Consider the following 12,914-nt stretch of genomic DNA (forward strand, 5'->3'; position numbering starts at 1 on the left):
CCTCGGGCACAGGCGCGGCCCAGGGTGCGCATCTCGGTCGCTGGTAGGATCGGCGAGTTGTCGTGCGTCCTCGATCCGAAAGCAACCAGTATTCGTGACAGTTCTTCAAGCTCTCGATCAGCCCGCGCTCTTCCGGTTCTCGGATGAGAAGACCGGGATCGAACTCTCGACACGAGAGCGGCGCCTGCTGGTGGGTGCGTTGAACTTCCACGCACTGATGGCGCCGGAACGAACCTTCCGCGTCCATCTGTACGACGGCACGGTGGAGACACCGCCGCGGCTCACGGACGACAGCACGTTCGACGGCATGTCTCGATTCAACCGGCACCGCCTGACATCGTTCGACGTCATCAGTGCGGTCCCGGCAGAGGAGCGGCGTGCGCAGGCTTCGGAGGCCGCGTCCGCAGCACTCGTGCGATCGCCGGTCCGCCACCTCCACGTGTCATCCGACGAGATCCTGAAATCGGATCCGTATCGATCGCCGCGTCCTGGACTCGTCGGCGGACTCGCCCGCTGGGTCAAGGCGCGGGCGCCACTCTTCTACGACGACCTTCGTGATCTGTCGTTGCTCAGGTTCCAGCGACGCCTGCACACGCCGGTCACACGTCGTCAGTACGAGTCGGAGTTCCGACGGGGCGGGCTGCACGAAGACGACGTCATCGTTCCGGCGGCACCCGCTGTCGACGGCGCCCAGAAAGCCGTGATCATCGGCTTGCACTGGTTCCAGCTCGGTGGTGCCGAACTCTGGGCCTTCGAGGCGGTGAAGCTTGTTCGCGAAGCGGGGTTCCTTCCGATCGTGCTGACGAATCGCGACTCGCACCACGAGTGGATCACCCGATCCGAGCTCGATGGGGCCCTGCTCATTCCCTTCTCGGAGCCGACGGTCGATTCGCAGACGCCGGGGATCGAGCAGCTGTTGCGCGCGCTGCTGCAGAATTTCGACGTCCGCGGGGTGGTGATCCATCACAACCAGTGGATCTACGACCGGGTGGCGTGGATCGCAGCATCCCGACCCGGAATCCCGATCGTCGACAGCACGCACATCGTCGAGTACACCGGCGGAGGCTACCCCCTGAGCAGCGCGGTCGCCGCGGAATCGATCACGAAGCACCATGTCATCTCGCCGAGTCTTGCGCGGTGGATGACGGATGTGCAGCGGATCCCGGCTGATCGGGTGGTGATGGCACCGCTCGGTGGTCTCACGGTGAAGCCGAAGGATGCCGTCTTCCGGCCGCGTGCGGACGGAGACGTCTTCACCGTCGCGTTCATCGGCAGACTCGCCCGTCAGAAGGCCCCCGAGGTCTTCCTCGCCATGGCGCATCGCCTGAAGCACCAGGGACACCGGCTTCGGTTCATCCTTCATGGTGACGGCGAACTCGCGAGCTGGGTCAACGACATCATCGAGGCCGAGGGACTGGCCGCCGACATCGTCCGGCGCACGTCCAAGATCCCCGTTGCCGAGACACTCGATGAAGCGCATGTCCTCGTCGTGTCCTCGCACAACGAGGGGCTCACGCTGACGACGCTCGAGGCCATTGCGCACGGAGTCCCCGTGGTGTCGACCGACGTCGGAGCGCAGCGCGACATCATCCCCGACTCCGCCCTGGTGCCTCGGTTCGCGCATCGTGCGTCGCGGCGCTTGGCCGAGATCGTGGCACCCCTCGTCGATGACGAGGCGGCCCGAGAGTCGCTGTGGCGCAGGGAGCGCAAGGCCGAGAAGAAGCTGCTGTCGCAGCAGTCCGCGAGTTCGTGGTTCAAGGAAGAGGTGAGCTCGTGGTGAGCGTCGCAGCAGTCGTCGTCACGTTCAACCGGTTGGAGAAGTTGAAGACGGTCCTCGCATCCGTGGCGGCGCAGTCGCACCCGGTGGAGACCTTGTTCATCATCGACAACGCCTCCACCGATGGCACCGCGGAGTATCTGTCGTCCGTCGAGCTCTCGGTACCGGTCGAGATCGTCACGATGACGACGAACTCCGGCGGTGCGGGCGGATTCTCTGAGGGGATGCGCCGCGGTTATGCATCGGGGGCGGATCACGTCTGGATCATGGACGACGACTGCTACCCGAAGCCGGATGCGCTCGCTGCGCTGCTCTCGGGTTTCGAAGGCGCTGTCGCCGAACTCGGCGCCGAAGTGCCTTTCGCCTGCTCGGTGGTGGAGTTCACCGACGGCAGCATCTGCGAGATGAACAACCCCGTTCCGACATGGGACTGGGGTCGTCTCCTCGTCAAGGGACAGCAGAACGTCATGGTCACCGCCTGCTCGTTCGTCTCGGTGCTCATCCCTCGGTGGGCGATCGCCGAGTACGGGCTTCCGTACTCGGAGTACTTCATCTGGTTCGACGACCGCGAGTACACGCTGCGCCTCACCGGACGCTGCCCCGGCGTGCAGGTGCTGGACAGCGAGGTCGTCCACGACATGGGCGACAATCGCGGCGTGAACTTCGCGATGGTCGACCGGAAGAGCCTCTGGAAGTTCGCCTACGGCGTGCGCAACGAAGCCTCGTGGCAGCTGCACCACCGAGGATTCCTCCACTTCGTGGAGTTCGGCGCTCGGCTGTTCCTCAGCCTGCATCGCGGACGTGTGCCACTGGACCTCCGCGCGAAGCTCCTGGGCAAGTGGGTGCGCGGGATCACCTTCAATCCGAAGGTGCAGTACCCCGAGGCGGAGAAGGCGTGAGCTGGGTCACGATCGTGCCGGCGGTCCTCGTCACGGGCGCAGTGCTGTTCGGGCCGGGAATCATCGTCGGCGCGCTCCTGCGGCTGCGAGGACTGCGCCTGGTCGCGCTGGCTCCAGCGCTCAGCGTGTCGCTGATCGCCGTCGCCGCTCTCGCAGCGCCGATCGTCGGCATCAGGTGGGGCCTTCTTCCCGTGGCGATCCTCACCGTCATCGCCGCCGTCGCCGCGTTCTTCTGGTCGAAGTACGCGGGACGTCCAGCGTCGCCAGCGTCGCGTTCGACGGCGCACCAACGCATTGCCATCGCCATCGCGCTCGTCGTACCCGCAGTCATCATCGCCTTCGTGCTGGTTCGCAGCATGCATGCGCCGGACTACTTCTCGCAGCGGTACGACAACTTCTTCCACCTCAACGCGATCCAGTACGTGTTGGACACGGGGAATGCATCGCCGCTCTGGCTCGGAAGCATGACGTCGCCGGCGGGAGTGCCCTTCTATCCGTCGGGCTGGCACGCGGTGGTGGCGATCATCGTGGCACTGAGCGGATCCGGCGTCGCCGTCGCCGCGAATGCGATGATCATCGTCGTCGCTGCCGTCGTCTGGCCGCTCGGCGCGATCTTCCTGGTGCGCGAGCTCCTCGGTCGGAGCCAGATCGTCACCGTGATCGCAGGTGTCCTCAGCGCTGCGTTCCCTGCCTTCCCCTTCCTCCTCCTGCACTACGGCGTGCTCTATCCGCTGTTCCTCGGACTGGCCCTCGCCCCGGCCGCGATCGCCGTCGCATGGCGGCTCCTGCGCCCAGGCGCCGTCTCGCGTCGGCAGGATTGGGCGCTGCTCCTGATCCTCGTCATTCCCGGACTGGGCGTGGCGCATCCGGGCGCGCTCATGGCCGTGGTCGCGCTGACCGTGCCGTTCGTGGTGGCCCGCATCATCGTCGAGATCAGACGAGGCGGTCGCGCTCGTCTCATCGGAGTCGCACTCCTCGTGGCATATGCAGGCGCCGGCGTCGTCCTGCTGCAGGTGGTCCGCCCGCCGGCGAGCCAGATCTACTGGCCCATCATCAACACCGTTCCCGGTGCGATCGGCGAAGTCGTCTCGGCGAGCGTGTACGGCTACCCGAGCTCGCTCGGCATCACTGCGCTGATGCTGATCGGCGCCTACAGCGTGATCAGGCGCGGAAGCTACGTCCGCTGGTCGATTCTGAGCATGGCGGTCATCTCTGCGGCCCTCTACATCATCGTCGCGGCATCTCCCTATGAGGTGCTCCGATTCTGGTTCACAGCGCCGTGGTACAACAATCCTCCCCGGGTTGCCGCATTCTGGGCGATCGGCGTGCTGCCTCTCGCTGCATTGGGCGGAGCGGTGCTCGTCTCGTGGGCCCTCCGGCAGCGCCCGCTCGCCGTGATCCGACGGATCTCCCTACGGGTGCCTGCCTCGCTCCTGGCGGTCATCGTCGTCCTCCTCGTCGGGGTGACGCAGAATGCAGCCATTCGACAGGCTGCCGCAGACATCGAGTTCACCTACGAGCTGCGTCCGGGTGGGCCGATCGTGTCGCCGGACGAGCTCGATCTGATGGAGGACCTGGCCGATGTCGTCCCGAAGGATGCCGTCATCGCGGGAGACCCATGGACGGGGGCATCCTTCGCGTACGGGGTGAGCGGCCGCCGTGTGCTGATGCCTCACCTGCTGATGGATCTCACGGACGACGCCGAGACGATCAACACTCGCCTCGCCACGGAGGGGGACTCCGCCGCCGTCTGCGATGCACTCGACGACACCGGTGTGCGATACGTCCTCGACTTCAGCGCCGACGGCGACTTCCAGGAGAACGACGGCGACTACTCCGGATTCGACCACCTGGAGCGCTCGCCGTATGTCGAGCTGGTGGAGCAGCGCGGTGACGCCAAGCTGTACAAGATCATCTCCTGCGGACTCGGCCGATGACGTACGAGATCTTCGTTCCCTATTGGGGGGATCCCGAGCAGCTCTACGAGACGGTCGAGTCCGTGCGACGTCAGACCGATTCCGACTGGCGGCTCACCGTCATCGATGACTGCTATCCGGACCCTTCCGTCGCCGAGCATTTCCGTTCCGAGTCCGACGAGCGCATCGTCTACGTGCGCAACTCGAGCAACGTGGGGATCACCGAGAATTTCCGGGAGTCCGTGCGTCGCGCCTCGACGCCGTTCATCACCATCCTCGGCTGCGACGATCTCCTGCATCCGGACTATGTGAAGATCGTCAGGGCTGCGGCCGAGCGCGTCCCGCATGCCGACGTGATTCAGCCGGGCGTCGTGGTGATCGATGAGCGAGGACGTCCGGTGCTCCCGCTCGTCGATCGCATCAAGCAGCGGTGGCTCGCTCCCAAGGGCGAGGACATCGCGGTCTTCACAGGCGATGCGATGGCTACGACGCTCATCCGGGGGAACTGGTTGTACTGGCCGTCTCTCTCGTTGCGGGTCGAGACCGTGCAGCGCATCGATTTCACCGACGATCTCCCCGTCATCCAGGATCTGGCGCTGCTCATGGACATCGCTTTCGACGGAGGCACATTGGCGTATACGCCGACGGTGGCCTTCTCGTATCGACGTCACACCGAGAGCGCTTCCCAGAAGACGTTGCTCGATGGCAGTCGTTTCCGGGACGAGCGCCGTTATTATCGGGTCGCCCGGGGCAAGGCAGCTGGGCTCGGCTGGACGCGCACTGCGCGTACTGCTCGCGTCCGGCTCATGTCGCGGCTCCACGGTCTCGCCGCTCTTCCGGCCGTCGTGCGGCATGGTACGGCCCGCGGGGTCCGATCTGCGCTTGCCCACGCGTTCTCGCTGAGCTGATGCAGCTGCCGCCCGCGGGCCGGCGGGCTCAGCGGTCGTGTGTCAGCGCAACGCGCGGACGCGACGCACGGCCTCACGCCACGCGCGCAGCAGCATCCACCGCGACCGGAGCGCCTGACGGACCCCGCGCGGCCGCGGCGAGGAGGCGTTGGTGTCATGCAGTCTTCGTCGGAGGACGGGCGCCTGCACGTGGCCGAGAACGCGCGCCGAGTTCCCGACCGTCGCGATCCAGAGGTCGTGCGACTCGACGAGGAAGTCAGGGAACGGCAGCACCAATGCCGTGGCGTCGCGCCGGAACGCCATGGCGCAGCCGTAGTAGGGCGCATCCCCCATCAGCAACCTGATCTCGTTCCGGAGCGAGCCACCGCCTCGCAACGGCGCCAGGCGCCACGTCCGCCCGGTGAGCGGCGAGGAGAGGGGGGAGTCATCCGGCATGAGCACGACGTCCCCTGCGACGATCGCCGACTCCCGGAGCGCATCCACGAGCAGGGTGCGGCGCCCCGGCGTCCATTCATCGTCCTGATCGGAGAGGAAGACGATATCGCAGGCGGCAGCGGCGATCGCTGCTTCGAAGGTGCGCACGTACCCTCGGTTCTCGCCCTGGCGAATGAGCCGAATCCGAGGATCGTCGACCGCGGCGACGATGTCGACCGTGCGGTCCGTGCTGCGGTCGTCGACCACGACCACCTCGTCGCTCGGGTGGAGTCCGTCGAGGATCGAACGGATCTGCTGCGCGATGAAGCGTTCGCCGTTATAGGCCGCGATGCAGACGCTCACGGTCTCGAGCTGCGTCATCGTTCCTTCTTCCTGTCAGTCGATGATCCTCGCTGCTGAGGTGCCAGGCCGACGCGAGTCGCGAGGAACACGCATCCGATGAGCGTCGCCGTCTCGCTCACGGCGAAGCCGATGGCGACGCCGGTGGTTCCGAGCCAGGAGCCGAGGACGACCATCAGCGCCACCCCGACGATCGCCGAGACCATGTTCACGGCGAGCACGAACCCGTCGCGACGGGCGGGGATCAGGATGTTCCGGATGAGCGGAGTCGCCATCGTGACGGAGATGAAGGCGATGCCGAGGAAGTGGAAAGCGGCAGGATCGCCTTGCTTGTCGGCACCGAACAGCAGGCCGCTCAAGAACGGGCCGAAGACGGCGAGGACGACCCAACCGATCGCGGCGATCACGGCCATGACCGCGAATGCCGCCAGGTTGCGGGAGCGACGGCTCCGGACATCCGTCGTTTCGAGCACCCAGCCCTGGAGGGCGTTCCCTGCTGCCGCGACACCGAGTGTTCCGTACCTGTAGATACGATCGCTCGAGGCATACGCGGCGACCTCGACAGGCGCTGCGATCAGTCCGGCCACAGGGACGGGGGCGTTCTGGTACAGACTGCCGATCGACTCGACGCCCCAGGCGGCCTTCATATCGCCGATGTCCGACCGCAGTCGGAGCATTCCCGGCCAGGCGGGCCAGAAGCGCCCGAGCACGCGACGATGGAAGGCCACGGTGCCGATGATGATCGAAAGACTCAGGAGTATTCCGTACCAGAGCACATCCTGGGTGAGGACGACGACGCCGATCGCGGCGGCGGTCGCGGCAGCACGAGGTACCACCTCGTACCAGAGGGCGATCCGGGGGGAGGAGACTCCGACTGCATACCAGCTCAGGCCGATGCCGTTCAATGCGCCGGCCACAGCGAAGGCTGCGGCCACGGGCCATGACGACGCGGGGGAGATGAGGGAGGCGACGACTGCGCTCAGGATCGATGCCAGCAGGACGACGGCGGAACGGATGTAGAACGAGCGGCCGTAGAGGCCTCGGCGGGCGGTGTCCGAATCCGCCATCGCGACCAGCGGAGTCCCGAGGATGTTCCAGCCGACGAGACCGATCGCTCCGGCGAACGTGCCGACGCCGAGCCCGATGTTCAGCGCGCTCCAGTCGTCGGTGCTCGCCGCACGCGACATGAACGGCAGCGCGACGAGAGGAAGCACCGACGCCAGGAACGGCAGCGTCGAGAACCCGAGGAGGCGCCGCGCGAGTGCTGCGGCCGGAGACGGCTGCGAGGGGGACATGCGCTTCATCGAGCCGCGCAGATCACTGACAGCGGCGCGAGGGCGATCGCCTCGACCGCGAATGGCTGAGGGAGAGCCCGGGACATGGGTTCATCCTACGGCGTCGCATCCGGGGTCTGCTGAGAGCGACCAGCCGGCGCGGTTCCCTTAGACTGGAGCGGATCCGACGAGCTTGTGAGGAACGATGGCGCAGACCCGAGGACGTGGAGCCATCGTGCTCGCCGCATACGACCCAGACCCTGAGCTCTTCGCTCGACAGGTGATGTCGCTTCGTGCGCAGACCGTGACGGACTGGGAATGCATCGTCACCGTCGACGGCGATGATGCGACGGTCAGGCGGGTCCTCGCCGAGATCGCGGATGACGACTCCCGATTCCGCGTCCTCGCGGACGGACAGCGCCTCGGCTTCTATCTCAATTTCGAGCGGGGCCTGCGCGCTGTCGGCGAGGAGACCGAGTGGGTGGCGCTCTGCGACCAGGATGATGCCTGGTACCCGGAGAAGCTGGAGACGCTCCTTCCGCACCTCGAGGGCGCCGCGCTCGTCTCGGGACAGGCACGGTTGGTGACGTACCCCGGCGAGATCGTCACCGGACGGACGGAACGTCGTGATCTCGGGCCGGTCATGACGATGCTGAACAATCAGTTCACGGGGTCGCTCTGCGTTCTTCGTGGCGAGCTGATCGCGCCTTCCCTGCCGTTCCCCCGGATGTCGACCCGCGCGGCCGCACATGATCATTGGCTGGCGGTCGTCGCCGGTTCACGGGGAGGCACGCATGTCGTCGACGTGGTCGTCCAGGACTACGTGCAGCACGACAACAACGTCTTCGGCGATCCGAGCCGCATGGATTCGGGGAGACGCTCCTCAGTCATCGTCACGGCGTGGCAGAACGCGCGGGCGTTCACCCGGCGCTACGAGGGCTCGGCGAGTCCGTGGGCGATGCTGCGGATGCTCTTCCGCGTCTATGTCGGCTGGCGCCAGCTCCTCGCTGATGAACTGCGCGAGCGGTCGGGGGATTCGGCCGCTGCGGTGGACGGCTTCGGGCGGCGGCGACGCCTGGGGTGGACCATCGGGCTGCTTCGGAACGCACGCAGGCGAGGACACGTGCCGACGCGTTTCGTCGTCGAGTATCTGGCCAGCTGGATCGCGGGAGTGATCGTCGGCGGTCGGCGCTCGACCGGCGCTACTCCGCGACAGACCAGGTGATGCGGCTCGCCGTCGCATAGACGACGTCGGGTGCCCGGCCGCCGCGTCTGCGGAAACCGTCGCGTGCACCGCGCAGGATGACATTCAGCATCGACCGACGCGGCCGAGCGGCGAGCGCGATGAGCGCGAAGTAGACCAGGTCGATGAAGAGATCTGTTGTCATGCGCCCCGGCGCAGTGCGGAAGTACCGACGTGTGAGGACGATCCGGTTGCGCACGCGGTAGTAGTACCGGAACGGCGTGCTCGCCATGGTGGGGATGGTCGGGGGCAGCGGAGCGAACGGCGCAAGCCTGACCGGGCTCCCCAGTTCGTGCTCGATCCGGGTGGGGGCGGCGAGGATGCGGAACCCACGAGACAGCGCTCGCATCTCGTAGTCCGTGTCCACCAGATCGATGAACAGCGATTCGTCGAACAGTCCGAGGGCCTCGAGCGCCGAGCTCGGCATCAGCATGCCGGACTGGATGACCCGACGCGCCACGGCGTGCTGCGCATCCGATCGCGACTGCTGCACCTGCGCGAACTGCTTCGGGACGATGCCTGCGATCGGCAACCCGTCGTGGGCCGCCTGCAGGTACGAGGTCCGGAGCGTTTCGATCGTCTCGGGAAGTGGAGTGGAGTCCTGGTCGAAGGTGACGACCAGTTCGGCTCCATCGTCGAGAGCGATGGTGCATCCGACGTTCAGCGCTGCCGCGATGCCCGAATTCCGAGGCTGCCGCACGACATGCGCGCCGGTCTCGGCGAGGGCGGGCAGCACGTCATGCGGGTCGGTGCCGCCGTCATCGACGACGACGATCGGGTAGCGCTCAGAGAGCAGCCGCACCGTCTCCACGAGACTGCGCGGCGGGTTGAAGGTGCTGAAGACCAGTGCGAGGTCACTCATCGTCGTGGATCTGACGATGCTCCACCCGCTGGCGCAGCTCGTCGAGATCCGACTCCAGCCTGTGCTGCGCGAGTCGAGCGATCGCTGTCTCCTCGGCGAGACGACGCAGACGTTCCTCGGTTCTCGTGAGCTCCCAGGAGAGGTGCAGCGAGACGCCGAGCAGCAGGGCGATGGCGAGTGTGAAGATCAGGTTCGCCGGCAGCTGGAAGCCGAGCGCCATGGTCAGCCACTGCAGCGCAGCCGGGAAGATCCCGAGCAGCAGGACCGCGAGTCCGATCGCGAGCCAGATCACCGCATACTTCTCGCGGAGCTGTCGTCGAAGGAGCAAAGCCGTGACCGCTCCCACGATGACGATCCCCAGCGCGAGGGCACCGATCGAGATCATGCGCGCCCCCGCATCGGTCGGCGGACCACCGCGAGCGTGAGGGCGAAGATCGAGCGCCCGAGATACACGGCAGACCCGATGAACCCCTGGCTCGGATTGCCGGACATGCGTGGACGCATGGCGACCGGCACCTGCGTGACGGTCAGATCTGCGTGGAGAGCGGCGACGAGGCTGTCGATCGTGTCGCCGAGGTACTCGGCCGGGTAGTAGGTGACGTACTGGTCGATCGCTCGCTTGTTGGCCGCGCGGAATCCGCTCGTGACGTCGGTCAGCTTGGTGCGCGCGATCCTCGAGATCACGGAGGCGAGGAATATCATCGCCCACCGGCGAGGACCACTCGCCTGATATGTGCCGACCTCTGCGAACCGCGCCCCGATGGAGATGTCGGCCGTCTCGAGGCCGGCGAGGATCCGCCGGATGTCCTCGGCGTTGTGCTGGCCGTCGGCATCCACCTGGATCGCCTGATCGTAGCCGTGCCGCTGCGCGTACGCATATCCGGTTCGCATGGCACCACCCACTCCCATGTTGTAGGGGAGGGTCAGCACGTCGGCGCCGGCATCGCGAGCGACACGGCCCGTGTCGTCCGTCGACCCGTCATCCACGACCACGACATCGGCTCCGGAGAGCGTCGCCTTGATCTCGATGACCGTCTTACCGACGTTCTCGGCCTCATTCCAAGCGGGCACGATGACGATCAGTCGTTGCGTAGCCGAGCCCATGGAGCCCATTCTAACGGAATCGTCGGAGCCGCCATCCGGCGCTGAGCTCAAGGGATCGGTGTTCCCATCTGGTAGCTCGCGCGGTACGCCGCAGGCAGCGCTTCGACCGTGGGCCAGCGCGGTGCGGCGAGCCGGATGAGGGTGGCCGTCGACTGGACGTGCCGGAGGAGCCCCTTCTCGACGTAGAACGTCTCGTCCGTGCCGAGCGTCACGAAGGAGCCGTCCGCGAGCAGCGGGGCGCCGACCTCGAAACCGCCGCGAGTGTCCGCACTCCATGAGAGGAAGTACAGCGTGCGGTTGCCGTTCGCCTCGAGGAGACGCTGCTGGCTGCGGATGTGTCGCAACTGCGTTCCCTGGATGAGATAGACGGGATCCGCGCCCGGGGTCTTCGCGAGCACAGCGTCGGTCAACGTCCGTCCGGTCTTGGGGATCGACGAGCAGATCGAGTCGGGAACCGGAGTGACTTTGACCCCGGTCGCGATGGATTGCACTCGGGTGAGCCCGCCTCCGTCGACGACGTACAGCGCAGCACCGCAAGCCACATACGCCGAGAGGCTTCCGGCGACTGGAGCGTTCTTCGCGAGAGTGCCGCTGGGAATGATGCCGCTGTCGGCGATACCGGCGTCCTGAGCCAGGCCCCAGCTGGGGAGATGGATGATCTCGGCTCCGGTGCCGGCGACGTAGACGTCAGGGGAGCCCTGCTCGCGGACGGTCATTCCGGCAGGGAGAATCGGAAGCCCGACGGGGATCGCGTTGGCGCTGGCCGTCGGCAACGTCGCCACATATGCGCGGTCGGCGGCGGGCAGCTTGGCCCACGCCTGCTGATTGACCACGTGTCGTTTCGTCGCGTTCTCCCAGCGGAAGTAGCGATCATCGCCCTCCGCCTTGAAATACGCTCCGACCGCGGCGCCGGACCGGAAGGCATCCACGAGTGCCGCAGGCAGCGACGTGTAGACGGCCATGTTGAAGCCGAATCGCGTGACGTGGTCTGCTGCGGTGAAGTGATGCTTCGAGCCGTCAGGCTCGACCAGGTACATGCCGCCATCGCGACCGTCCCGGATGAAGCGGCTGGCGACGCCGGCATTCGGGATGGCGGCCAAGGCGGTCGGGCTCGTCGTCTGGTACCAGCCGAGCACCGCCATGTACGCCGCGAGGTCGGTGCTGTTCGTGATGTGGAACTTCTTCTTGTCGGCGACGAGGTAGATCTCATCGGCGTTGTTCGCCTTGACGAGCCTGATGGCGGGGACCTGCGTCGACCCGAACCAGTCGGTGAACAGCTGATAGAAGTTCCGGTTCCCGTAGCTCGAGCACCTGTCGCCGAGACCGTAGCCCGCGTTGAGCGAAGCCCGGTTCGGCTGATACGGCGTGTAGTAGTACAGCGCAGAGGTCGCGATGTTCTCGATGTAGACCGGAGCGGAACCGCAGTTCAGTTTCGGTTCCGGGTGGTACAGGATGTTCCAGGTCTTCCCCGGCGCGTAGTAGGTGAACCAGCGGCCCTCGGCGTAGATCTTCATCTGACGGGCGGCACCGTAGACCTGGTAGAAGAAGCCGGCGTACGCGGGATCGCACCCGGCGGTGTCGGGGCACCCCTGGCCCATCGCGATCTTGAATCGACCCGCGTCAGGGTACGCGAAGGTGACGAGACTCTGCTCCTTCTCGAGCATCGTGAGCAGCACCTGCGGGTTGATGCCGCAGGACTGAGCGACCTTGTAGATGATCGTCGAGGCGTACTCGCTCAATCCTGCTGTGTACCCGTTGCAGTAGGCGTCAGCGGCCTTGTTCGGCGTGTGCTGCGAGTAGCTCTTCAGGCACGCGTAGCTGGAGCGGCAGACACTCAGCTTGCTCTGCAGGAACGCGTCGATCTGCTGGGCGTTCATCGTCGTGTTATCGAAGAAGATCGCGTCGGAGATGATGTTTCCCGGCCTGAACTGGGAGAGATCCGCCATCGGGCGGATCCCGGTGTCGAGAGGAGCCGCGGCACTGCGCGCGGGGGTGTTGGATGCGGCAACTTCCGCGCTGGCAGGAGTCGCGACGAGGACGGAAGCGGAGAGCACGACGGCCGCCACGCTGGCGACGATCGTGCGCACACGGGGGAATCTTGAGCCGGTCACTTGCTCATTGTGGCGGAAAGATACAGATGATGCCAGTGTGATTGAT

The 12,914-nt window shown here is 66.2% G+C and carries 11 protein-coding genes; 5 read left to right on the plus strand and 6 right to left on the minus strand.

All coding sequences use genetic code 11. The features are described from left to right. Positions 1-94: 94 nt before the first annotated feature. From V7Z82_RS00830 to V7Z82_RS00845, 4 genes are read left to right on the plus strand one after another with little or no spacing between them, the layout of a single operon-like run. Positions 95-1,780, plus strand: coding sequence for a glycosyltransferase (locus V7Z82_RS00830; protein WP_334146994.1), 1,686 nt, complete (start codon positions 95-97; stop codon positions 1,778-1,780). Further along, on the plus strand, positions 1,777-2,676 hold the full coding sequence (locus tag V7Z82_RS00835) for a glycosyltransferase family 2 protein (protein WP_334146996.1): 900 nt from the start codon (positions 1,777-1,779) through the stop codon (positions 2,674-2,676). The genes V7Z82_RS00830 and V7Z82_RS00835 overlap by 4 nt, the downstream gene beginning before the upstream one ends. Beyond that, the gene (locus tag V7Z82_RS00840) at positions 2,673-4,613 is read left to right on the plus strand and encodes a DUF6541 family protein (protein ID WP_334146998.1); all 1,941 of its coding nucleotides are present in this window, start codon (positions 2,673-2,675) and stop codon (positions 4,611-4,613) included. Before V7Z82_RS00835 ends, V7Z82_RS00840 begins: the two co-directional genes overlap by 4 nt. Then, a complete protein-coding gene (locus V7Z82_RS00845; protein ID WP_334147000.1) occupies positions 4,610-5,500 on the plus strand; it encodes a glycosyltransferase in 891 nt (296 codons plus the stop codon). Before V7Z82_RS00840 ends, V7Z82_RS00845 begins: the two co-directional genes overlap by 4 nt. 42 nt (positions 5,501-5,542) lie before the next feature. On the opposite strand, the gene V7Z82_RS00850 is transcribed toward V7Z82_RS00845, so the two are convergent. Beyond that, positions 5,543-6,295 (minus strand): glycosyltransferase, encoded by a 753-nt coding sequence (locus tag V7Z82_RS00850; RefSeq protein ID WP_334147002.1) that lies wholly within the window; start codon positions 6,293-6,295, stop codon positions 5,543-5,545. After that, complete coding sequence (locus V7Z82_RS00855; RefSeq protein WP_334147004.1) at positions 6,292-7,569, minus strand: lipopolysaccharide biosynthesis protein; 1,278 nt, start codon at positions 7,567-7,569, stop codon at positions 6,292-6,294. Before V7Z82_RS00855 ends, V7Z82_RS00850 begins: the two co-directional genes overlap by 4 nt. 184 nt (positions 7,570-7,753) lie before the next feature. Here V7Z82_RS00855 and V7Z82_RS00860 point away from each other — a divergent pair, with 184 nt between their 5' ends. After that, complete coding sequence (locus V7Z82_RS00860; RefSeq protein ID WP_334147006.1) at positions 7,754-8,773, plus strand: glycosyltransferase; 1,020 nt, start codon at positions 7,754-7,756, stop codon at positions 8,771-8,773. Here the strand turns inward: V7Z82_RS00860 and V7Z82_RS00865 are convergent. The 4 genes from V7Z82_RS00865 to V7Z82_RS00880 are packed head-to-tail and all read right to left on the minus strand — an operon-like array spanning position 8,751 to position 12,868. After that, positions 8,751-9,653, minus strand: a complete 903-nt coding sequence (locus tag V7Z82_RS00865; protein WP_334147008.1) for a glycosyltransferase — start codon at positions 9,651-9,653, stop codon at positions 8,751-8,753. The two genes, V7Z82_RS00860 and V7Z82_RS00865, sit on opposite strands and share 23 nt — an antisense overlap. Then, on the minus strand, positions 9,646-10,038 hold the full coding sequence (locus V7Z82_RS00870; protein WP_334147010.1) for a DUF2304 domain-containing protein: 393 nt from the start codon (positions 10,036-10,038) through the stop codon (positions 9,646-9,648). Before V7Z82_RS00870 ends, V7Z82_RS00865 begins: the two co-directional genes overlap by 8 nt. After that, the gene (locus V7Z82_RS00875) at positions 10,035-10,757 is read right to left on the minus strand and encodes a glycosyltransferase family 2 protein (RefSeq protein ID WP_334147012.1); all 723 of its coding nucleotides are present in this window, start codon (positions 10,755-10,757) and stop codon (positions 10,035-10,037) included. The genes V7Z82_RS00870 and V7Z82_RS00875 overlap by 4 nt, the downstream gene beginning before the upstream one ends. Positions 10,758-10,804: 47 nt before the next feature. After that, entirely contained in the window at positions 10,805-12,868 is a 2,064-nt protein-coding gene (locus tag V7Z82_RS00880; protein ID WP_334147014.1) for a hypothetical protein, read from the minus strand. Positions 12,869-12,914: the final 46 nt, after the last annotated feature.

This window comes from Microbacterium sp. (assembly GCF_036823965.1).
Taxonomy (GTDB): domain Bacteria; phylum Actinomycetota; class Actinomycetes; order Actinomycetales; family Microbacteriaceae; genus Microbacterium.